Annotated in this window: 25 protein-coding genes; 6 read left to right on the plus strand and 19 right to left on the minus strand. The window is 31.0% G+C overall.

Going from position 1 to position 21,382, the window contains the following annotated elements; all coding sequences use genetic code 11:
- Positions 1–157: 157 nt before the first annotated feature.
- The 9 genes from KA833_RS00210 to KA833_RS00250 all read right to left on the minus strand — a co-directional run bounded on the left by KA833_RS00210 (position 158) and on the right by KA833_RS00250 (position 7,207).
- Positions 158–334 carry a hypothetical protein gene (locus tag KA833_RS00210; protein WP_046207579.1) on the minus strand — a complete coding sequence of 59 codons (177 nt, stop codon included), beginning with the start codon at positions 332–334 and terminating at the stop codon, positions 158–160.
- A 76-nt stretch (positions 335–410) separates the two neighbouring features.
- Positions 411–884, minus strand: a complete 474-nt coding sequence (locus KA833_RS00215) for an SRPBCC family protein (protein ID WP_046207578.1) — start codon at positions 882–884, stop codon at positions 411–413.
- A 15-nt stretch (positions 885–899) separates the two neighbouring features.
- Positions 900–1,478: a helix-hairpin-helix domain-containing protein gene (locus tag KA833_RS00220; protein WP_037539911.1), complete on the minus strand. Its 579-nt coding sequence runs from the start codon at positions 1,476–1,478 to the stop codon at positions 900–902.
- Between the two features lie 125 nt (positions 1,479–1,603).
- A complete protein-coding gene (locus KA833_RS00225; protein WP_019468826.1) occupies positions 1,604–2,119 on the minus strand; it encodes a YceI family protein in 516 nt (171 codons plus the stop codon).
- A 183-nt stretch (positions 2,120–2,302) separates the two neighbouring features.
- Positions 2,303–3,850: a zinc ABC transporter substrate-binding lipoprotein AdcA gene (gene adcA / locus KA833_RS00230; RefSeq protein ID WP_210128238.1), complete on the minus strand. Its 1,548-nt coding sequence runs from the start codon at positions 3,848–3,850 to the stop codon at positions 2,303–2,305.
- A 214-nt stretch (positions 3,851–4,064) separates the two neighbouring features.
- Complete coding sequence (locus KA833_RS00235) at positions 4,065–4,673, minus strand: DsbA family protein (protein ID WP_070657947.1); 609 nt, start codon at positions 4,671–4,673, stop codon at positions 4,065–4,067.
- Between the two features lie 29 nt (positions 4,674–4,702).
- Positions 4,703–5,071: a DUF4467 domain-containing protein gene (locus tag KA833_RS00240; protein WP_019468823.1), complete on the minus strand. Its 369-nt coding sequence runs from the start codon at positions 5,069–5,071 to the stop codon at positions 4,703–4,705.
- Between the two features lie 238 nt (positions 5,072–5,309).
- The gene (locus tag KA833_RS00245; RefSeq protein WP_019468822.1) at positions 5,310–5,639 is read right to left on the minus strand and encodes an ASCH domain-containing protein; all 330 of its coding nucleotides are present in this window, start codon (positions 5,637–5,639) and stop codon (positions 5,310–5,312) included.
- A gap of 119 nt (positions 5,640–5,758) precedes the next feature.
- Complete coding sequence (locus KA833_RS00250) at positions 5,759–7,207, minus strand: MDR family MFS transporter (protein ID WP_210128237.1); 1,449 nt, start codon at positions 7,205–7,207, stop codon at positions 5,759–5,761.
- Between the two features lie 221 nt (positions 7,208–7,428).
- Here KA833_RS00250 and KA833_RS00255 point away from each other — a divergent pair, with 221 nt between their 5' ends.
- Entirely contained in the window at positions 7,429–7,533 is a 105-nt protein-coding gene (locus KA833_RS00255; RefSeq protein ID WP_017722768.1) for a putative metal homeostasis protein, read from the plus strand.
- Positions 7,534–7,712: 179 nt separating this feature from the next.
- Here KA833_RS00255 and KA833_RS00260 read toward each other — a convergent pair whose 3' ends face one another.
- Positions 7,713–8,399 (minus strand): 2,3-diphosphoglycerate-dependent phosphoglycerate mutase, encoded by a 687-nt coding sequence (locus KA833_RS00260; RefSeq protein WP_040030126.1) that lies wholly within the window; start codon positions 8,397–8,399, stop codon positions 7,713–7,715.
- A gap of 357 nt (positions 8,400–8,756) precedes the next feature.
- Here KA833_RS00260 and KA833_RS00265 point away from each other — a divergent pair, with 357 nt between their 5' ends.
- Positions 8,757–9,119, plus strand: coding sequence for an aggregation-promoting factor C-terminal-like domain-containing protein (locus tag KA833_RS00265; protein ID WP_019468819.1), 363 nt, complete (start codon positions 8,757–8,759; stop codon positions 9,117–9,119).
- 340 nt (positions 9,120–9,459) lie between these two features.
- On the opposite strand, the gene KA833_RS00270 is transcribed toward KA833_RS00265, so the two are convergent.
- On the minus strand, positions 9,460–10,329 hold the full coding sequence (locus KA833_RS00270; protein WP_019468818.1) for a cation diffusion facilitator family transporter: 870 nt from the start codon (positions 10,327–10,329) through the stop codon (positions 9,460–9,462).
- Positions 10,330–10,573: 244 nt separating this feature from the next.
- A complete protein-coding gene (locus KA833_RS00275; protein WP_019468817.1) occupies positions 10,574–10,954 on the minus strand; it encodes a GtrA family protein in 381 nt (126 codons plus the stop codon).
- Positions 10,955–11,211: 257 nt separating this feature from the next.
- Here KA833_RS00275 and KA833_RS00280 point away from each other — a divergent pair, with 257 nt between their 5' ends.
- A complete protein-coding gene (locus tag KA833_RS00280) occupies positions 11,212–12,417 on the plus strand; it encodes a putative multidrug effflux MFS transporter TcaB (RefSeq protein ID WP_070037473.1) in 1,206 nt (401 codons plus the stop codon).
- A gap of 292 nt (positions 12,418–12,709) precedes the next feature.
- Here KA833_RS00280 and KA833_RS00285 read toward each other — a convergent pair whose 3' ends face one another.
- Entirely contained in the window at positions 12,710–13,180 is a 471-nt protein-coding gene (locus KA833_RS00285) for a GyrI-like domain-containing protein (protein WP_210128236.1), read from the minus strand.
- A 164-nt stretch (positions 13,181–13,344) separates the two neighbouring features.
- Here KA833_RS00285 and KA833_RS00290 point away from each other — a divergent pair, with 164 nt between their 5' ends.
- On the plus strand, positions 13,345–13,959 hold the full coding sequence (locus KA833_RS00290) for a C39 family peptidase (RefSeq protein ID WP_210128235.1): 615 nt from the start codon (positions 13,345–13,347) through the stop codon (positions 13,957–13,959).
- Here KA833_RS00290 and KA833_RS00295 read toward each other — a convergent pair whose 3' ends face one another.
- Positions 13,960–14,772, minus strand: a complete 813-nt coding sequence (locus KA833_RS00295; RefSeq protein WP_046207572.1) for a metallophosphoesterase — start codon at positions 14,770–14,772, stop codon at positions 13,960–13,962.
- Between the two features lie 236 nt (positions 14,773–15,008).
- On the opposite strand from KA833_RS00295, the gene yidC reads away from it, so the two are divergent.
- Entirely contained in the window at positions 15,009–15,809 is an 801-nt protein-coding gene (yidC, locus tag KA833_RS00300) for a membrane protein insertase YidC (protein ID WP_019468812.1), read from the plus strand.
- A 143-nt stretch (positions 15,810–15,952) separates the two neighbouring features.
- Complete coding sequence (locus tag KA833_RS00305) at positions 15,953–16,453, plus strand: GNAT family N-acetyltransferase (RefSeq protein ID WP_046207571.1); 501 nt, start codon at positions 15,953–15,955, stop codon at positions 16,451–16,453.
- 119 nt (positions 16,454–16,572) lie between these two features.
- Here KA833_RS00305 and pcp read toward each other — a convergent pair whose 3' ends face one another.
- The 5 genes from pcp to KA833_RS00330 form a co-directional block, all read right to left on the minus strand.
- On the minus strand, positions 16,573–17,214 hold the full coding sequence (gene pcp / locus KA833_RS00310) for a pyroglutamyl-peptidase I (protein ID WP_210128234.1): 642 nt from the start codon (positions 17,212–17,214) through the stop codon (positions 16,573–16,575).
- Between the two features lie 44 nt (positions 17,215–17,258).
- Positions 17,259–18,185 carry a DUF979 domain-containing protein gene (locus KA833_RS00315; protein WP_019468808.1) on the minus strand — a complete coding sequence of 309 codons (927 nt, stop codon included), beginning with the start codon at positions 18,183–18,185 and terminating at the stop codon, positions 17,259–17,261.
- Positions 18,178–18,882: a DUF969 domain-containing protein gene (locus KA833_RS00320; RefSeq protein ID WP_210128233.1), complete on the minus strand. Its 705-nt coding sequence runs from the start codon at positions 18,880–18,882 to the stop codon at positions 18,178–18,180. Before KA833_RS00320 ends, KA833_RS00315 begins: the two co-directional genes overlap by 8 nt.
- A 303-nt stretch (positions 18,883–19,185) precedes the next feature.
- Positions 19,186–19,626, minus strand: a complete 441-nt coding sequence (locus tag KA833_RS00325; RefSeq protein ID WP_064209313.1) for a DUF805 domain-containing protein — start codon at positions 19,624–19,626, stop codon at positions 19,186–19,188.
- A 98-nt stretch (positions 19,627–19,724) separates the two neighbouring features.
- Positions 19,725–21,320 (minus strand): M20/M25/M40 family metallo-hydrolase, encoded by a 1,596-nt coding sequence (locus tag KA833_RS00330; RefSeq protein ID WP_174894783.1) that lies wholly within the window; start codon positions 21,318–21,320, stop codon positions 19,725–19,727.
- Positions 21,321–21,382: the final 62 nt, after the last annotated feature.

Raw genomic sequence — 21,382 nt, forward strand, 5'->3', positions numbered from 1 at the left:
TTCTATTTTACATAAAAAAACACCTCCGTATAAATTCTTATTAATGTGAATTCAACGAAAGTGTCTTTATTTCACTCCAAATATTAGAGACAGTTCATAACGAATTTGCGCTCATATTGGAGCGTGGATAGCTCTAACTTAATCGCGCTACTTGCTGTTATTTTTTAAATTTTGTTAATATATGTAGGCCATAAGCAAAAATACCATAGCCTGTTAAAGTACGTAATAACCATTTGAATGTACTGCTACTTAAACATTTTTCATTTAACATCATAGCTGGTACAAGCGTACTTATCGTATATAACCCTAATACTTTTAAATAACGTTTATTCAATACACTCACCTCTTTTCACTTTTATTATAACTAAAAGCTAAAGTGTACAAGTGTTTCAATTCTTACATATCTATGACTATTTATTTTTTAAAAGTGTTTCTAAATTATCAAATGTGCTATTCATACCCGCTTCTACACCCATATCAAGTAATTGTTGTGCTGATTTAGGATCTGGTAGTTCTGCAGTGGATATAATACGTGTTGAATTCTCACCTTTCTGTTCTAATTGAATGACATTACGCATACTAGCCATATTTTTATCAATATTACCTTCTTTATCAGTAAAGTAATCGTTATAATCAATTAAATAAGGTGCTTTGACTTCATTATACTTTGTTAATGTATAACTTGTACCTTGATCAGTATATATTGCAAAAAACGCTTGACCTCCAGTCACAATATTAAATTCGAACACTTTTGTTGTTGCACCTTGAGGGTGAAACCATTGTTCAAATAAAGACTGCTCAGTATATGCGTCAAATATTTCTTCTGCAGTTGCTTCAAAATCTCTTTTAAATATAATTTTATTTTCATTTACTTCTATACTCACTTAAAACGCTCCTTTTTATTCATCATTCATAATTACATAAGATGTCACTGTTTTAATTTTGGCATTTTTACGATTGCTTTCAAACTCAATAAAATCCGCAAAGTAGACTGCTGTGCCATCACTATTTAACTGAGTACCATGCATTGCACCAAACTTTCCGTGTGTTAAATTATGCGTCACTTCTATTCTTTTAATATCTACTTTATGCGCTTCAATTTCATTGTGAAATTCATCTAAACTGTTCAATTCAAAAGCACCAGGCACTTGCCACTTGAAATTTGACACAACTGTTTGTGATAACTTATTCTTATCAGCTAATGCAGATCCAATTAGAAAATCTAACATGATTCGCCGTTTGGGTGCATTATCACACCCTAAATCTCCAACCATTTCAAATGGAAATTCTGAAGCCGCTTCATTTTTAAATGATAGTCCTGCTTCTGTTAACGCATTTTCTAATATGCTGATTGCTTTAGGTCCTACGCCATGAGTATCTAATATAGTAGTTCGTTCATATTTTGCTAATTCTTCTAAAGTATTTATACCGATCGAAGCTAACGCATTCGTTGCTGGACGACCAATTTTAGGTAACATTGTTGCCACTGAAATCCCCCTTTTTAATACTTTATACCCGCATAAAAAGATTTTAAATTTTATATAACAAAAAAAAGATCCAAGACAAACATCAGTCTTGGACCTTTTTACTATAATTTTTGTTATTAATCTTCTAATGCAAATTCAAGGCTTACTTGGAAGTTTATATCCTTACCAATCATTACGCCACCAGTTTCAAGTGGTTGGTTAAATGTCACACCATATTTTTCACGGTTAATTGTGCCATTAGCGATGAAGCCTGCTGTTGTAGCTCCATTTAATGGGTTTTTACTTTGACCTTCATATGATAATTCAAAAGTTTCTTCTTCAGTTACATCTTTAATTGTTAAATTACCAGTAACTGAATTTCCATCTACTTTTGTTACATCAAATTTAATTTCAGGGTAGTTTTCAACATCTAAGAAATCACCACTTTTTAAGTGATTATCACGATCACCAACGCGAGTGTCAATTGAATCTGCTTTGATTGTTAAACCACCTTTAATTGTACTTAAATCATTTAAATCTCCTTCAAGTGAAGCTTCGAATTCATTAAATCTACCTTTTATATTTGAAATCACCAGGTGTTTAACTGAAAATTCTACTACTGAATGTGCTGGATCAAAATTAAATTTTGTCATAAAAATTCATACCTCCAAATTATTAACTTTCTATTGATACATTTATTATATCAGGTATATTTTATATATCAATAGAAAAGCTCATATTTGTGTTTCTATGAAAAATATTCCCGTAAAACAAAATTTTACTCATTATCTATATAAATAATTAATTTCACTTAAATCCACACATTGATTTAGACTTTAATGTGCTAACATTTCTTTTTTAATTTGTGCTTTTGTTAATTCACTTGAGTAATATGTTGGCCAATTGTCTAATTCTTTTAATACTTTTTGTTTATTATCTCCCATAAATATATGGAAATGTTCTGCTTTTTTAGGTGCAATATTATGATCGCTAAATTGTACATATTTTGGCAAATCTTTATTGCTGCCTACTCGTTTAAATGAATATCTGACACCTCTATTACCTTTTTCATATTTCAAAATATCTTTCCCATCGTATTTGTATTGGCCAGTTAAGGTCTTACCGTCTTTTTTAAAAGTAATCGTATCCTCCGTAATATTTATATTACTAATATTTGTCTTATATCCTTTTTGGTAATATGCTTTATATTCTTTTGCAGTCATTTGATTATCTTCTTTTGCTTTGTGTTTCATGACATCATCTAACGTGCCATCTTTTAAAAACGGATAAACTGATTGCCATTCTCCTTCATAATCAGTTAATTTTCTATCTTTTACTTGACTATCCTTAAAGTAGCCATCAGCAATTGCTTTTTCATGTTTATTATGTGCGTGTTCATCATCTGTTTTAACATTGTCATTTAATGCCATATCAAGATGTTTTATATTTTTTTCCATTAGGGATTGATATGTCAGTTTATTATCTTCTGCTTGTTCTTTTGATAATGACTCCATGTTATTAAACTTCAATGGTTTTGCTTTTGTTTCTTTGCGAATCGTATCTGTGACTTTATTAGAAACATTGGCTTCATACAAAATGTATTTTGCGCCTGAATCATTAATCTCTTTCACAATTTTTGCTAATGCTTTTTGAGATGGATCTTCAGCATTCATGTTTTGTATACCTTTTTGGACAAATCCATATCTTTCTGAAAGATAACCAATAGATTCATGTGATATATATACGGTATTACCTTGCTTATCTTCAGTGATGTTTTGCATTTTTTGATCTATGCCCATCAAATCTTCTTTCAACTTATTATAGTTCTTTTCATAATAAGATTTGTGTTTAGGGTCTTGCTTTATTAATTTATCTTTGATCTCTTTTGCAAAGACTTGATTAAATTTTGGGTCTAACCATACATGAGGGTCATAGCCGCCATGATGATGTCCATGTTCATGATGGTGACCATGTTCTTCATGTTCTTCATGTTCTTCGTCGTGTTGATCAGTTAATAATTCGCTTTTATCAATTTTATCTCCTAACGATACCTTTTTATCATCCTTTTTAATTGTTGCTGCCACTTTTTTAGCAATAGGATCCAAATCGTCACCTGTATACAGGAACATATCTGCTTTACTCGCATTCATAATATCTTTTTGTGTTGGCTCATATGTATGTAAATCTGCACCAGTAGGATAAATAGATTTAACTGAAACATACTTTCCACCTATTTGATTGGCAAATGATTTTAATGGAAATACAGTAGTATTAATTTTTATTTTGTCATTATCTTTTGATTCGTTAGACTTTGTGGCACTACAAGCAGTAACGATGATCGCTAATATAATGACAAATGACAGTATGTATATTGACTTTTTCATTCTTATTCCTCCTCAGATAGTAATCATTACGATTTAAAATTATAACTGTACTTTTCGAGATATGCAATACATATTTTGATTTTTTCGTAATTGTTTCGATTTAATAAGTTAGTCCTTCTTTTTCATATAAACTAAAAAAGCCCGTTCCTAAATGTTTTATAAAACGTTCAGGAACGGGCTTTTGATATTAAAGTTTAAATCTAAATTTTAATATTTAACTTTCTTCAAGTATTTTTTTATAGTTCTTATATTTATACGGGTCCTCTACTTTTTTACCTGCTACAAAAACTGTAGGTGCTGTTTCAATATGGTTTTCTTTATATTGTTTTTGATCTTGTTCGGCTGCTTTCCATGATTCACTATCTTTTGTTTTATAACTCGCTTTTATCTTTTCTTTTTTACCATTTGAAATTTCCAATAGATTTATTTGTTGATCAACGAGTTGTTCGGTAATCCATTTTTTTTCTGAGTTCGGTTGTTGCTTAAACATTAACTTTTGAAATTTTAAATATTGTTTAGGTGCATATTGCCTTACTGCATGACCTGCCCTTGAACCTATAATTGAATCTTTTCCTAAAAATGCCATATTAACAAATTGATAATCTACTTTTTTCGTATCAATATATTCTTTTTTTAATTTAGGCATAATATGTTCTTCTACTTTTTTACAATATGGGCACTTAAAATCACCATACTCAATAATTTTAATCTTTCCACCTTTTCCATATTTGTCATCTTGATGTACATTTTGATTGTCATTCGAACATGCGGAAACAAAAATGACTATTGCCATTAATAACAAACTTAACCAACATTTCTTCATTTGTTAAAAACACACCTTCTTATCTTGTTTTATTCTTCTAAGTTCATATTTTCTTCTTTATAATCCGCATCATGTGCATGTGAATATGATTTTGAATTAAAGTTTTTTAAGTAATGTGCTTTACCATCTGTTATTTTATATGTATAAAAATGAACTTCATCATCATCTTTTAATGGTTTATAAGCAATAGTCACATATTTACCTTTGTCATACACATAGATATTCGCATTCTTTTTTTCAAACTTAGATTCCACATCGCCATTTTGCTTATCAGCTAAAATCTTTTGTTGTTTTTTCTGTTGATGCACTGCTTTGTCAATCTCATCAGCATATTTCCCACTACTGCACCCAGCTATAATGATTATTGAAATGAACACCATCGTCATTAATTTTTTCATATTTACACTCCTAATATTACTTCTCATATCTAATATTATTTAACCATAAGTTTTATCTTACAACGAAAATCTTTGATGTGCTAGAACTATAACATTATTTTTATATTTATATAAAAACACTTCCGAAAAATTCATTCATAAATGAATTTAACGAAAGTGTCATATTTACCGTGAAAAATTAAATTTTCACCTATGGTACAACTTTATCCTAGCTATAACTCAATTAATTTCATTTTCATCATATTAGTGCCACTTTGATTGCTAATGCACCGTAATTAAGTTCATCTGTTTGTGAATAAATTTGATATATAGCCGCTAATTTTTGAGAAAGTTGATCATCTGCTTTCGCTCCAACTTCTTCATTTGTATATTGGTTCAACAGTGACTGAAACGAAGAAAACACTACAATTTCCTTAACTTGGACTGTTAATGTTTCTTCATTCATTAAATTTTGGAATACAATATAATCGCCGCTTTTAATTTCTTGTCTTTTTTCATCATTCAATCTAATTTCAATCGTTTTGACTTCGTTTTTCATTAATTGAAAAGGTTCATTATTTAAATGCATCGAGTGTTCTATAATCCATACGCTCCATTCATAATATTTATATTGATATCAAAGTATCATAATATTAATATCATTTACAAGACAATTTCGCTTAATGCATTACAATGTCGCAAATTTAATTATTCAGCATTTTTTTCTTCTAATTTAAGTTGTCTTTTGCTTTTCAACATAAACACACTGATTAAACTAATAATTGATATAATGACTGCAAACCAAAAGGCACCGTGATACCCACTGAGCAATGCTTGATGTTGAATTTCTGCTGTCATTTGTTTTTGGCTCATATCTTTAAACTCAGACATATTTGGTGTGTAGTTTTTAGCAACCTGACTCATAATTGTAATCAAACCTGCTGTACCAATTGATGCAGATATTTGTTGTATAGTATTTGTCATCGATGAACCATGGGCATTCATTTCTGGCGCTAATTGATTCATTGTATGTGTCATTAATGGCATTAAACCAAGTGCGATACCAATCATACGAATAGCATATACAGTAGCTAATATCGCTGATGAAGTATGTTCATTCATGATTACAAAATAAGAAGTTGTTACAACTACAATAAACATACCAATGAATGCTAATATTTTAGCACCATATTTTTCATAGAGTAAACCTGAAATCACTGACATAATCCCCATTACGATAGCTCCAGGTAATAAAATCAATCCTGATTGAAGTGCTGAGTCATTCATAATATTCTGCACAAACATCGGTAACACAGTTTCAGAACCAATCATTGAAATCATGGTAAAAGCCATTATGATAATACCTACGGCAAATTGACTATCTTTGAATACTGAAAAATCAAGCAGTGGATTTTCCAAACGTGTTTGACGAAATATAAAAGCAGCAACTAAAATAATGCCACCAATTACAGTAGTCAATACAATTGGATCGTTCCAGCCATCACGAGAAATTGAACTTGTACCGTATAGCAAACCACCAAAACCGAACACAGATAAGATTATTGATAAAATATCAATACGTGTCTTTCGATTAGTACCAACATTTTTGACGAATTTAAGTGCACCAATGAAAGTAAGTGCAGCTATTGGAGCAACGACATGGAATAATGAACGCCAATTTAAATACTCTACTAAATAACCAGACAGTGTCGGACCAATTGCTGGAGCTAAACCAATCACCAAACCAAAAGTCCCCATATATTTACCTCTTTCATGAGGTTCAAATACATCTAAGATCGTCGTCATCATCAGTGGCATCATGATACCAGAACCAAGTGCTTGAACAATTCTTGCACTTAATAAAACAGAAAAGTTTGGACTAAATCCTGCAATTAAAGTCCCGATAAAAAAGATAAATATTGCAGTTAAAAATACTTTTCTTGTTGAGTATCTTTGAATAATCATTGCTGACAATGGGATTATTACACCATTGGTCAATAAAAAGGCCGTAGTAAGCCACTGTACTTGTGTGTAATCTATTTTAAAATCTTTCATTATGCTTGGTAATGCTGTAGTTAATAAGGTTTCATTTAATAATCCAAAAAATCCACCACACAACATCATCAAAATCATTATAATTTTCGTCTTTTGATCCATTTTTGTACTCCTATTTTCTATTAATTTATCAACTCTTTTTAGTCGCATTTCTGCATTATACATATTTTAGTTTAATTTATCATTAAAAATACTTAAAATATTAGTTTTATTTTAATCTTTTATTTTGAGAGATTTAAAAAATAGTTATAAATCGTAATAATTACTATTTACATTTCAGGTTTTTTCTTACATAATATCTATAGATAAAGGAGGTCCTCACCATGAAATTAGATTTACAAACAGCACGTCGTAATTTAAATAGTCCTAATATTAAAACACGGAAACGTGCACGCAAAATTATCCAACAACATAAGCGAAATAAATAAAAATAGAAGTAACACTTCAAAACCAATGGTAATTTGTTTCTGGTTTTGTCGCATTACTTCTAAAATGTGGCTTGATTCCTGAAAATATACATTTATATACTTCAGGATCAGCCATTATTTTATTTAAACGATTCATTATCTATTTATGAGGTCTTTTTTTACTTACATTTATTGAAAAACTATAAGTAATATTTATTTATTACTTTTAAATCATCTGTTAAATCATAAATCAAAGGCGCTCCAGTTTTAATTTCATATCCTACAATATCTTCATCTGATACATCTTCTAAATACTTAATTAATGCACGTAATGAATTTCCATGTGCAGAAACAAGCACAGTTTTTCCATCTAATAACTGTTGTGAAATTTGGTCGTTCCAATAAGGAATCACCCTAATTAAAGTGTCTTTCAAACTTTCTGATTCAGGCATAACTCTTCTATCTAAATGTTCATATTTTCTATCATTTAAATAGTCTTTTCTTTGTTCTTCACTTTGTTCAGGTGGTGCTATGTCATATGAACGTCTCCATATATGTACTTGTTCTTCTCCAAATTTTTCTCTTGCTTTATCTTTGTTTAAACCTTGCAATCCACCATAATGACGCTCATTTAAGCGCCAAGATTTAATAACAGGAATAAATAACTGTTGAGATTCATCTAATAAGTGAAATGTAGTTTTAATGGCGCGTTGTAATAAAGACGTAAAGGCGATATCAATCTCTATACCCTGTTCTTTTAATTTTTTTCCCGACGTTACTGCCTCAGTTCTTCCCTGTTCTGATAAATCTACATCAGCCCAACCTGTAAATAGATTCTCAGCATTCCAAACACTTTGTCCATGTCTACATAAAATTAGTTTTGGCATTATATTCCTTCTTTCCATTGAATAAAATTATATTATCACCCGTTTTACAAAAATATTACAGTGATATACAGATATAAATCTTGTTACGACAATACTTATCTATAATTTCTCATGCCATACATTAAAATTATAACAATTTACACTTAATTTTGAAATGATTGTATTCATTTATTCATAAATGACTTTTTATTTTTATTTTACTGTAACCTGTCTATAAAAAAATGATGTTATAGTTGTAAACGTTGATAAACCGAGCAATACGACAGACAAAAATAAGCACTTTTAAAACAACTATGCAGATTAACAAATACAATTTGAAATTATTTAAAACAAACAATTATTAGGAGGATTTTTCAAATGAAAAAATTATTATTAGCTTCATTCGCATCAGTAACAATCGCTACTGCTGGTGTTGGTTTAACTTCAAATACATCTACAGCTGATGCTGCAGAAACTACTCAAGCAAACAATGATGTATATAGTGAATTTATTGCTGCTGGTGGTACAAAAGCACTTTGGGATAACATTGTAATGCCAGAATCAAGCGGTAACCCAGATGCGGTGAATGAATTAGGATATAGAGGTTTAGGACAAACGAAGGAAGCTTGGGGTACTGGATCTGTAACTGAACAAACAAAAGGTATGATTCAATACGCTGAAGAACGTTATGGCTCAATTGATGCAGCAATTGAATTCCGTGCTGCAAATGGTTGGTGGTAAAACGAATTTTATGCATTTCTTCAATATGTAAAAAAATAAAGCCCCACTTCTCAATTTATTGAGTTAGTGGGGCTTATGCATGGGCTGAATCTCAGGTGTTCCTCTATATTTTTTTTAAATTCTAGTCATTCTTGCCAGGGTGGAGCAGTGAAATCTTTTTGATAAAAATAGATTTCTGTTCCACTCGTTTTTTTACTATAAAATAAGCTAATAAAATTTCAGTTTATACATCAATATTCATTAATTACCTTAATTCAGGTTATCCATTAGTAGTTTATTAACTTAATATGAATATAAGTCATGATAATAATCAAAATTATTTACTTTCTCGACATCTTAGTTACTGTATTGACTGTGGCTCAGGATGCACATAAACTGAAGAAATGCCTTTGCTATGCATATGTTGTTCTACTTTGTCGCAAATGTGATGTGCTTCCTCTAAAGACAAATCTGATTTTACTACAATCGTTACATCTACAAAAACACTACTACCGTGGTAACGACCTTTAATATTTTGTACTTCTATTACATCTTCAATTTCTAACACATAATTTTTATAAGCTTCTAATTCTTGCTCGTTAAAACCGTCACTTAATGTAAAAATTGATTCTTTAAAGATACCAAAACCAGTATATATTATAAGTAAGCCTAAAATAATGGCTAATATCGTATCAATGATTGGAAATCCAAATTGTGTAAATACTAAACCAATTGCAGTTCCTAAACTCACTAACGCATCCGACAAATTGTCCTTAGCTGCAGAATTCAGAGAACTACTTTGGGTATGATTAGCAATTCTTTGATTAATATAAAACACAGCTAGCATAATCAAACCACTAATGACACTGACATAAATATTTATAATATTAGGAGTATGATGTTCGTTTGTGAATAATTCAGGAACATTCTCTATAATGACTTGAATACCTACAAACATTATAATAAATGACACGAGTAATGATGATATATTTTCAGATTTCAAATGTCCATATGGATGGTTTTGGTCTGCAGGTTTAATAGAAATTTTCAACCCAATAATTACGGCCAAAGAAACAATAATATCTGTCATGTTATTTAAACTATCTGCTTTTACAGCTGCAGAATCATATAAATAACCTACAATAAATTTAGTCACTGATAATATGATATAGACGATTAAACTTAAAAAGGCACCTTTTTGTGCTGTTTCCAATTTTTCTTTTTGACTCATCTTACGTTCCACCTTCAGTATGATTGAATACTTATTATGACTCAATACAAACATATTTACAACGATTTTTATTCAAAAATTATTTAATATAAATAAACTAATTATTTTTTTAGCCAATCCTAATATTAATTATAAAATTGAGCAAAAATAAGAGACCAAGTTTGAAACAAATCATATTTTTGATTCCGAAACTTGATCTCATAAAAATAACTATATTTAAAATGTTGGTCTATTAATCATTTAACTAATCTCTCAAAATATATTTAGAGAGCACAAATGTTATAGGTATCGTAATGATAAGCCCTGCAAAAGGTGCTATCACAGATGATATACCAAACCATTGTACAAAAATGTACAATAATAAAGTTTGCATGCCCATATTGACAACTTGAGTTAATGGAAACTTTAGGAATTTACTCCAAGTTGGTGTCACTTTATAAACAAAGTAACAATTTAAATAATAAGAAATAACAAAACTAATGATAAATCCACTGATATGACTAACTAAATAATTCATTTCTAATAACTTCAATAAACAAAGATAGACAATGTAATAATTTAAAGTATTCATACCGCCTACAATCACAAATTTAATCACTTCATAGTGTGTTTTAGTCAAATTCATTTTTTACTCCTTAGTAAATTTCCATGTCTTTTTGAATAATTGCTATTAAAAACATATTATTAACGCGCTATATCTAGTATAATACTTTATCATATAAATGTATGTTTTGTATTATATTAATAATTACAACGAGCTCAATTAATATGCTCGTTTTTAAGTATACATGGTATTTAATATATTACTTTTATAAGTAGTTACAAAACGAGATAACATGTTTATAATTAAGCATTAGAGAGTATTTTAAAGGAGTTTCAAACATGGACAAGATTTCAAATCGTCAACTGCCAATTATGGTCATTATTGTGTTAGGTATCATGACTACATTTGGTCCTTTAACCATAGATATGTATGTGCCATCATTACCGAATGTGCAACATGACTTTAGTACATCTGTATCTCAAGCACAGCTTACTTTATCATTTGCAATGATTGGTCTTGCTATTGGACAATTTATATTTGGACCTTTGTCTGATACATACGGACGAAAAAAAGTTGCTTTATTTATCATTTCAATCTATGCGCTCGCTTCTTTACTGGCGGTTTTCACAGCTTCCATGGGTGTCTTACTCACTTTGCGACTAGTTCAAGGTTTAACTGGCGGAGGTGCAATAGTAATCGCCAAAGCTACTATGGGAGACCAGCATGAAGGAAAAGCATTAGCTAAAGGACTAGCAGCATTACTTGTAATTAATGGAATCATTACGATTATTGCGCCAATCATAGGTGGATACGCACTAACGATATCCAATTGGAAAGCAGTATTTGTAATTCTGACCATCGTAAGTGTTATTATTTTATTTTTGTCGATTCGCCATTTAGAAGAAACACATCAACCAAATCGAGCAAAACTTAATTTTAAAGTTATTTTTAAAGATTTTGCTCATTTGTTAAAAACGCCTGCATTTATTATTCCAATGATTTTACAAGGCTTAACGTACGTAATGTTATTTAGTTTTTCATCTGCGGCACCGTTTATTACACAAAAAATTTATGACATGACGCCTCAGCAATTTAGTTATTTGTTTGCTTTTAACGGCATTGGCCTTATTATTATGAGTCAACTTACAGCCTTACTTGTGGCATATATAAATCGCTACTTTTTGCTAATTATGCTAACAATCGTTCAAATAATTGGGGTTGTACTTATTATTGTGACATTAACACTGCATTTGCCGTTATGGGTATTAATTATCGCATTCTTTTTAAATGTATGTCCTGTAACAGGTATCGGACCTTTAAGCTTTGCATTAGCAATGGAAGCTCGTACTGGTGGTAGTGGTAATGCTTCCAGTTTACTAGGTCTATTTCAATTTATACTTGGTGGTATCATGTCTCCATTAGTAGGATTACAAGGTGAATACAGTATCTTACCATATACGATTATTTTACTAATCACTGCAGTGTTAATCATTGGGTTAGAAATTGGGTTAAAGTCGTTTCTTATTAATAAGCATATAACATGAATTAAAGCTTAAAAAATACATTCAAAGCATTATCAACATTCACAATTAATTTAATAACATATGTATTGATTTGGAAAACTTAGGTTAAAAAATTAATATAGACGCCGCTAAATTCATGTTTCAACATGTCATTTAGTGGCGTCTTTTCTTTTGCTTGCTCAATATACCAATCTATAAAATACTATAAACACAATAAATGTCCAATTCTACTTGACTTGAAATAGAAATGGACGATTACACGACACAATTGTGTTTATATTTCTAACATCGTTGATTTCAAACTTCTATTCTACTATTTGATTGGAAACCAAATTTCAGTAATATAGTCGTTTGAATGTAATTCACCTGGTTTATACAACTCAAAAAAAGGAGCGCTTCGCAATTCATAATCTAGAGTATGTAAGATTTTTCTATGAATGGTTTGCATTGCTTGTTTAATCGATTCTGGAACTGGGCCTTTGGCATCAAATACTAAGTATCTGCCTTCTACTAATTCTACTTGTTCCCAATCACTTTGCGTTTTCTCATTTGTTACACCTATTAAATAATGCATTTCGCCATTTTCTTTAGGAAGACAAACACCTAATAACCCTTCGAGGTATTGATTACTTTGTGATATCAAGTGATTTTTGTAACCCATTGCTTCAAATTCCATCCAAAACTTAAAAATATTTTCTTGTGCTTTTTGTCCAGTTGCATATGCTCTTTTTACCCCTACAACTGGCACTGGAATGTCGGATAATGTTTCTATTCTATAATCCATTGTTTTCAACCCCTTTCGCACATTATAACCATTTTTATTAAAATATATCTAATATTAACTATGATTTAAGCATCTTTGTAGTCACTTAAATCGATATAGATATATAATAAAAGCAATCATCAATGTTAATAAATCTTTAATATTCGATACAGGAGTCTCTATCTATGAATAAAAAAATATTAGCCGTTAAACCAATTAGCCAATTGTTCCCGATACCTATGATTATGGGGTGCGAAGGCATAGCAAGTGCAATGATATTACAATTCAATAATCACAAAATACCAGCAACACATATCATGAAACACTGGCCGAAACACGCAAATAATCCATATAAAGGCTATGTAGGTCATCACTTATGGGTAAAATGGGGTGGTTATCATCAAACGATTTTCCCTACAGCCTTAGCACCCTATTTACAAACGTATGATAAACGTATTGTTAATAGTACTGGGAAATCACTGGCTTCATTATGTGACGTCATTGATAAAGGGCAACCTGTCATCATTTATCACACTGTTTTAGGTCAAAAGCCTTTTAGCAAAACATTTAAAATTGATAATACACATCATCAATTGGTATCAAACATTCATGTTACCGTGCTGATTGGTTATGACGATAACCATTATTATTATATTGATCCATTATGGTCTAATTTATGGAAATCAATTATTATACCTGCTATTTTTCCGAATAAATATCAAATTATAAAAATTAACAAACAGAAATTAGAAAGCAGTTATAATGCTCCTGGACGTATGAGCATTCATTTACAAAAATGATTAATTAATTTCTATTTTGTGTAACGCATGGTTGATTTCCTGTTCTATATCTGGTGTACGCCATTCCCGTTGATAGCCTAAACACGGACAAATATATGTCACGTTGTTTTCTTCAAAAACATTTCGAAAATGAACATGGCCCATAATACTATATCTAATATCATATTGGGTATAAATTTCATCAAAATCCGAAGTGCCTATAAATGCATTAAAATAATCAAATATTCTATGTGGCATTGGTACTGCGAATTTACGATGAGTCACGATGTGTGTCATTAATATAATTTTTTTATCTTTTACTTTTTCAATATCCTTCATCGCTTGTTTGGCCGCTATCATTGATAATTTTTGGTCTTCAATTTGCCAATCTATTTTCACTTTATCTTGCCAAGTAGCGCCATAATATTTCCTACGTGCAATGCGTTCCAAAGAGAATTTAGAGTGTGCATATGTATAGTCATACCAACCTGTATTACCTACAATCGCCCACGCTTCATTTATGACAAAAGGATCATCTATTAAGCAATTATCCATTTTGATATAAGTATCCAAGATTTCAGAAGAAGTCGCCCCAGTATCCGTTGACCAAAAATCATGATTTCCCGGTACAAACAGTACTTTTATCATTGTTTGTATCTCGATTTCCTTCACAAATGATTGCGTTAACTTATAATGATTTGAAACATCTCCAGCGATAAGTAATAATTCAATTTTTTGTTGCTTAATTACTGTAACTAATGCCTGTTCATAATCTTTGGGCGTTAATTTATTATGTCTATCGATATGTAAATCTGAAATCATGCCTATTAACATATTTATCACATTCCTCTACTCGTTTAACAATTTCATTATGACACAACTTCACTTTATTCTTTAAATGTTCCGCTTGTATTCATATAAGTTTCGTTCAGCAAATCATTCTGTATATCAAACATACCTGTAAGTCATTCATTAAAATGTTTTTCGAAATTATTTAAATAATATTTAAAAATTGTATGCAATTGTGTTAAAGTTACATTGTTCAAAACCCGAGCAGGAGGAAATAACATATGAAGAAAAATTGGATTGTCTTAATGATGACGATGCTACCTTTACTTTTAACTGCTTGTGATTATTCAAAACAAGAGGATAGAAGTGGCTGGTTTTACTTTATTTTTGTAAAACCCATTGATATGTTTTTGCATGGATTGGGAAAGTTGTTTAACGACAATTATGGGTTAGCCATCATCATGATTGTACTGACCATACGCCTTATCTTAATGCCGTTTATGTTAATACAAGTTAAAAACATGCATCTGATCAGAGAAAAAACAAAGATAGTACAACCGCAAATTGATAACATCAAACAACGCGTAAGAGATGCGCAAACACAGGAGGAAAAACGTGAAGCTAATAGAGATTTGATGACCACTTATAAGCGTTATGACATTAATCCAATAAAAAGCGTTATCGGTTGTTTACCAATTTTAATACAGTTGCCCATATTATTTGGTTTAATCGTGACACTTAAATTTCCTAGCAGTGGTGGAATAGATCAATTCCCTCATTTTTTATGGTTCAATTTAACAAAACCTGATTTATGGATGTCATTAATTGCAGCTGCTATTTATTTCATACAACCTCTTGTAAATGCAATGCATTACCCTAAAAATCAACGCAAAACATATTATGTGATGATGATATTATCACCTATTTTTATAACTTACATATCTTTACATTCTGCAGCAGCACTTGGTTTGTATTGGACATTTAGTGGTTTGTTTTTAATTTTACAAATGCACTTTGCTCATTCATATTACAGTAAACAAGCAAAACAAGAAGCTTTAAAACTTGCGGATTCCCTCAATTAAACAAATATTGACTAAACAATGAGTCATGTTACTTTATTGAATTTTAAAATTCTTTCATTTACTTGTAATGAATTCAAAAATTTCTTTTACACATCGTTAGATGCTATAATATTTACAATTTGATAAACAAAGGGGGAAGATGTATGGAGTTTACAATAAGAGCATTAACTGAAGCAGATAAGTATGGTAAAGCACTTGTCCACTATGAAAGTTGGTTGGAAACTTATGACCATTTATCTAAAAATAATTACTTAGAAAACCTAGACAAAGCTCAATTTATCAGAAAGTCTTATTTGCACAATGTTCCGACATTAGTTGCCCTCGTCGAAAACGAAGTAGTAGGTTTCATATCTTATGGCAAAACGGAATCCTCATCTTCTTCTGACGACTGGAGTGAAATCTTCGCACTTTATTTATTGGAAGATTATCAGCGTCATATGATTGGTTATGCACTTACACAACGTGCCTTGGAATTATCTTATCCTGACAATGTAACCCTATGGGTAGTTGAAGAAAATAAAAATGCAATTCATTTTTATGAGCAAGTTGGATTTAAGTTGAGCAATGATAAACAAGCTACTTATTTTGGAAAAACTTATTATGAAGTTCGTATGAATTATTCAAGAAATGAACACGATTATTAAAATAACAAGTTACGACTTTATTACTACATTGTTTTACGCACTAAAAAAAGCAATGACACCCGCTATCATCATAGTATGTGTCACTGCTTTTTTATTTTAATATATGTTCTAAAAATAATTTAATGCGTTTCACCTAAAGTAATTTTAATGTCCTCATCTGATTCTATAATCGCTTTTAGAGCAGCTTCCAAACCTTCTGCAATCGTTTGAATAGACATGGATGGTTTTTCAGGTTTGTCTGTGACTTGTTGAGGGATAAAAGGCACATGTATAAATCCAAATTTAATATTTGGAAATTGTGTTGCTTGTAAAAATCCAAGTTGATACAAAATATGATTACATACAAAAGTACCTGCTGTATTAGACAATCTCGCTGGTACCCCTGCAGACTTAATCGCCTCTGTCATACGTTTAACTGGTAAATTGGAAAAATATGCGGCATCGCCTGATGATTGAATAACTTCATCTATCGGCTGGTTACCTTCATTATCAGGTATACGCGCATCATCAATGTTTATACCTACACGTTCTGGCGTCAATTCAAATCTTCCACCTGCTTGTCCAATTGCCAATACAACATCATATTGTTCTTGTTTTAATTTATTAACTATAGTTTCTTTGCTTTTATTAAAAACTGTAGGTATTTCTATCTTATCAATCTGATGTGTTTCAATTTCATTTGGCAATAATTTAACAGCTTCCAATGCTGGATTAATCTCTTCTCCACCAAAAGGATCAAACCCTGTTACTAATATTTTCATCATTAACATCCCCTTTTCATTTTTTAATTTATACTTTTTACATTTTAAAACGCCCAAACATACATTAATCCTATATGCACCAAAATTAATATAAGTGCAATGGGCGCTTGCGCTTTAATCACGCCGAACTCTTGTTTCATTTCTAATAAAGCAACTGGTAAAGTATTAAAATTAGCTGCCATAGGTGTCAATAATGTACCACAAAATCCACCAGTCATAGCCAGTGCACCGGCTATAACAGGATCTCCACCTTGGGCGATAACAAATGGAATACCGATACTCGCTGTGATAACGGTAAATGCAGCAAATGCATTACCCATTAACATTGTAAAAAGCACCATGCCAATGACATATGCTGCCGCACCTATAAGATGATTGCCCTCTGGTAAAAAAGAGGATATGCCTTTGGAAATAACATCCCCCACACCACTCACTGTAAAAAGTACGCCTAATGCAGCCAAGAATTGCGGTAGTATACCAACTGTTCCAATTTGTTGGGTTAGACGGTCACTGTCATAAAGTATATATTTACCATTTGGCTTAATAACAATATATGCAGCAAGTAACCCTAATATCGAAGAAACACCTAAACCTATTGCTCCTCCTAATGGTGTCCAATTAGAAACGATAATCGCAGCTATAGCTAAAACAATAGCGGGGATAAATAATTTATTTCCATATTTTTGTGAACCTAAATTTCCCTGTGCTTCGTTGACATCTATAATATTTTTAATAACCACTTGTTTACATAGCGTTAATATTCCCATAACTATGATAAATATGCCATTGATTACGTTAGGTATATAAGGACCGGCAATAAATAAAATAGCTAATAAAATCCAAAATAAAGCTGTACCATATTTTTTGCTATTTGTTGATGCTTTTAACACGCGATATGCCGTATAAAGTAATTGTAAACCAATTAATATGTAAAATAGTTCTAAAATTTGATTTAATGTATGCTCACTCATGTCTTTCCACCTGCTTTTTACCGTATTTCCGATCTAAATATTTATCAAATCTAATATTATTTATCCACACAATAAAAAAGACAATAACAGCGATTGGTAATGATGCTAATACAAGATCAATGGCATTCACTTTAATATCTAAAGACTGAAACGTACCAACCATTAACAATACACCTGCTGACCCTACAAACAAATTTTGACCGAAGAAATTACCATAATTTTCCATCGCAGAAGTCTGCGCTTTAATCTTTTCGATATCCTTTTCGTCTACTTCATGTTCTTGCAAATGATAGCGTGTTCTTAACGCACCCTGTACCATTGGATTAATCAATGGACGTACAAACTGTGGATGTCCTCCGATACGTATTGATGCAACACCCGCTAATTCTCTAATGAATAAATAGATAGTCATCAATCGCCCACTCGTAACTTTATTCACCTTACCGATCATATTCGAGGCCTGCTTTTTTAAACCAAAACGCTCAATTAACCCCACCATAGGTAATGTTAAAATAAAAAGTGTAACTAAACGATTATCAACAAAAGCTTTTCCTAATGTGTCAAGAATAACGTACAAATTTAAACCTGATACAAGTCCCGTCGCTACAGCGGCGATTAAAATCACAGCAATCGTATCAATCTTGAATAAAAAACCAAGTACTATAATTAAAATTCCAATCAATTTTAACCATTCCATGTTATCTCCACCTTTCTTCTTTTATATTAAAGGTTTACTTTTTTTAATACAATGAATTTTCAGATAATTTTTATACCCTAACAACATAAACAAAAAAGTCCAAAACATCTTTTACATGTTTCAGACTTTTAATGACAACGGCTTATAAGCGATAAATTTTAATTTTTCATTTTTGGAAAATTACTTGAACATCTTTGTTAAAACGCGTGTATTATACTTATTCCTCTACTACGACATTAAAGTTCGCCATAATTCATACATCTAAACACTTGCTGTCTCATATCTTCATTCGCATTTAAAATGCTATAACCATTTTAAAGTGGCATCCGATTCATTACGAGAAGGTAGCAATGTTTCAATGATTAATAAAATCGTACATATCCATGCAATCACATTAAGTAAGATGGCTATGCTATTGATTTGAATCAAATCAAATGAAATGTTCATAATAATAGACACAGCTATAAGAATGATGGCAGAAGTTCTTCTTCTTCCTGCATCATAAAATCGTCGCAATGTAATAGCAAACATTGGTATAATCATTGCCAAAACAAAAATCCCAACCAATATTGACAGGATTGTAGCAACAATAAAAGCACCTGAAATAAAAGCAATAACACCAATAATAGCTACAATAAATATACTAACAATATGAATCAGCACTGGTGTCCAGAACTCTAATCTATTGGATTTACTTTGAAAATCTATATATTTTTTCCAAAAATCTTTATACGCCTCTATCATATTTGACACTCCATTTTTCAATTAAAGTTATTTAAACATTTATTATTCATAATAGCGTAATCGCACACCTTCTAACAAGTACTAGCTACATATCTAGTTTAAATATATGACTTAACTACTTTTTCTAGCACGACAGGTAATTCTATTAATGCGCTCTGCTTATGCAGACGCTCACTTAATTTATGAGCATCTTTGCCGATGGGTCCTATCAACAATGTAGGTGCACTGATGGCTTTTATTGATTCAAAAGGAATAGTGTATGTACGATTGAAATTTGGCGTATTTTGCTCATATATAACCATCTGTTCCATATCTCCATCAAACTTTAAATAACTCGTATCACTGATGCCATTAAAATAATATACTTGTTCACTACTACGCTGAAATTGTTCATTTAGTGTATGTTTCACTAATTCTATAGTTGAGGATACGTGCTTGTCGGATGAAGCATTAACAGCTGGATAATAAGGTGAAGCAAAAAATGTCACTACAGCTGGCGCTATATTCTTACATATTTGCATCAGCTTATCTGCAACATGAATATTCTGTAAATGTAACTCTGACGTTTCTTGAAGTGTTTGATCTATAAGATTAGTGATTGCTTCTTCACCGTACTGTTTAACAGCATATTGCCTAAGTTGCTCATATGTCAGAACATTAATTTTTTTATCGAATTGGTAATCTTCTGTTTCTAATACAGATAGCCAATCCGATTCACAACGCTCAACAGCAGTGATGACCGTATTTATGAATTCTCTAAAAACATCTTTAGGTGTTTTGTTAAATAGAAAGAAGTTAAATAATCCTATGGTTTTGTATGGCGTTTGCACATCATATGTATCTTTAATATCTTTCATCATTAATGTTACAGGTACAGGTGTGGATTCATTTTCAAAATGTTCTTTTAGCTGTGTGTTATATTCTACCGCTTGTGTAATATAACTCATCATAAAGTTAGCACTCAAACCTTCAAGAGGCTGACCGACATGTGTTTCCTTTCCATAGCACAGTACTGCTGGCATGATTTTACCAATTGATCCTGAATATATATAATGTTTTTCATCTGAAGTAGCTTGCTGAAAAGTAGGTTCACTATTCAAATGTAATTGTATATCTAAATCGTAGTTAGCTTTTAATTCTGCTAATTTTTCTACCGCTTTTCTCATACCAGAAGAATTTACTTCCTCGTCTGGAACCGTAACTAAAATCAAATTAATATCCCATTGTTCAATGGATGCTAATTCAATTAAAGACATATGCAACATGAGACCTGCTTTCATATCCATAATCCCACGACCAAATAAGTAATCTTCACTAAGTAAGTCTTCTACAGCCCCTTTATCTAAATAATTTTGGTTTTCTAAAAAATACTGCTTTAATTTATCAGGATTACAAGCTAAATCATGAGCTAAACCAAATTCCGACACATCGACCGTATCATAATGACTAACAAGTACAATAGTTTTACCGGATTGGGAACCCTGATAAAAAGCAATTAATGCTTCTTTATCATCATCCGTTAGTATTTTTTGAATTTGATTGGGATTGGTCTTAAAATATTTAAGTTGAAATAACAATTGGTTTACCAGATTAGGGAATGTTTTCTCTCCTTGTGTATTCGTAATTGATTGGTGATTTACAAGTTGTTTTAGTAAAGTTAAACGATCTTGTTCATTTTGCCATAAAGTTTGCATCAATCCAGACCTCCTTGTAAGCGTTTACTAAATTATAATATGATTTCCCAATGATAACCAAT

This window comes from Staphylococcus sp. GDY8P67P, assembly GCF_017892545.1.
Taxonomy (GTDB): Bacteria; Bacillota; Bacilli; order Staphylococcales; family Staphylococcaceae; genus Staphylococcus; species Staphylococcus ureilyticus.

Coding starts and splice junctions, on each gene's coding strand:
- pcp (WP_210128234.1), bottom strand. CDS start 17,214: ATGAAAATATTAGTAACAGGGTTTGATCCTTTTGGTGGAGAAGAGATT.
- KA833_RS00255 (WP_017722768.1), top strand. CDS start 7,429: ATGAAATTAGATTTACAAACAGCACGTCGTAATTTAAATAGTCCTAAT.
- KA833_RS00290 (WP_210128235.1), top strand. CDS start 13,345: ATGAATAAAAAAATATTAGCCGTTAAACCAATTAGCCAATTGTTCCCG.
- KA833_RS00325 (WP_064209313.1), bottom strand. CDS start 19,626: ATGATAGAGGCGTATAAAGATTTTTGGAAAAAATATATAGATTTTCAA.
- KA833_RS00280 (WP_070037473.1), top strand. CDS start 11,212: ATGGACAAGATTTCAAATCGTCAACTGCCAATTATGGTCATTATTGTG.
- KA833_RS00330 (WP_174894783.1), bottom strand. CDS start 21,320: ATGCAAACTTTATGGCAAAATGAACAAGATCGTTTAACTTTACTAAAA.
- KA833_RS00305 (WP_046207571.1), top strand. CDS start 15,953: ATGGAGTTTACAATAAGAGCATTAACTGAAGCAGATAAGTATGGTAAA.
- KA833_RS00315 (WP_019468808.1), bottom strand. CDS start 18,185: ATGAGTGAGCATACATTAAATCAAATTTTAGAACTATTTTACATATTA.
- KA833_RS00275 (WP_019468817.1), bottom strand. CDS start 10,954: ATGAATTTGACTAAAACACACTATGAAGTGATTAAATTTGTGATTGTA.
- KA833_RS00250 (WP_210128237.1), bottom strand. CDS start 7,207: ATGGATCAAAAGACGAAAATTATAATGATTTTGATGATGTTGTGTGGT.
- KA833_RS00225 (WP_019468826.1), bottom strand. CDS start 2,119: ATGACAAAATTTAATTTTGATCCAGCACATTCAGTAGTAGAATTTTCA.
- KA833_RS00285 (WP_210128236.1), bottom strand. CDS start 13,180: ATGGATTATAGAATAGAAACATTATCCGACATTCCAGTGCCAGTTGTA.
- KA833_RS00220 (WP_037539911.1), bottom strand. CDS start 1,478: ATGTTACCTAAAATTGGTCGTCCAGCAACGAATGCGTTAGCTTCGATC.
- KA833_RS00240 (WP_019468823.1), bottom strand. CDS start 5,071: ATGAAAAAATTAATGACGATGGTGTTCATTTCAATAATCATTATAGCT.
- KA833_RS00320 (WP_210128233.1), bottom strand. CDS start 18,882: ATGGAATGGTTAAAATTGATTGGAATTTTAATTATAGTACTTGGTTTT.
- KA833_RS00235 (WP_070657947.1), bottom strand. CDS start 4,673: ATGAAGAAATGTTGGTTAAGTTTGTTATTAATGGCAATAGTCATTTTT.
- KA833_RS00245 (WP_019468822.1), bottom strand. CDS start 5,639: ATGCATTTAAATAATGAACCTTTTCAATTAATGAAAAACGAAGTCAAA.
- adcA (WP_210128238.1), bottom strand. CDS start 3,850: ATGAAAAAGTCAATATACATACTGTCATTTGTCATTATATTAGCGATC.
- KA833_RS00265 (WP_019468819.1), top strand. CDS start 8,757: ATGAAAAAATTATTATTAGCTTCATTCGCATCAGTAACAATCGCTACT.
- KA833_RS00260 (WP_040030126.1), bottom strand. CDS start 8,399: ATGCCAAAACTAATTTTATGTAGACATGGACAAAGTGTTTGGAATGCT.
- KA833_RS00270 (WP_019468818.1), bottom strand. CDS start 10,329: ATGAGTCAAAAAGAAAAATTGGAAACAGCACAAAAAGGTGCCTTTTTA.
- KA833_RS00295 (WP_046207572.1), bottom strand. CDS start 14,772: ATGTTAATAGGCATGATTTCAGATTTACATATCGATAGACATAATAAA.
- yidC (WP_019468812.1), top strand. CDS start 15,009: ATGAAGAAAAATTGGATTGTCTTAATGATGACGATGCTACCTTTACTT.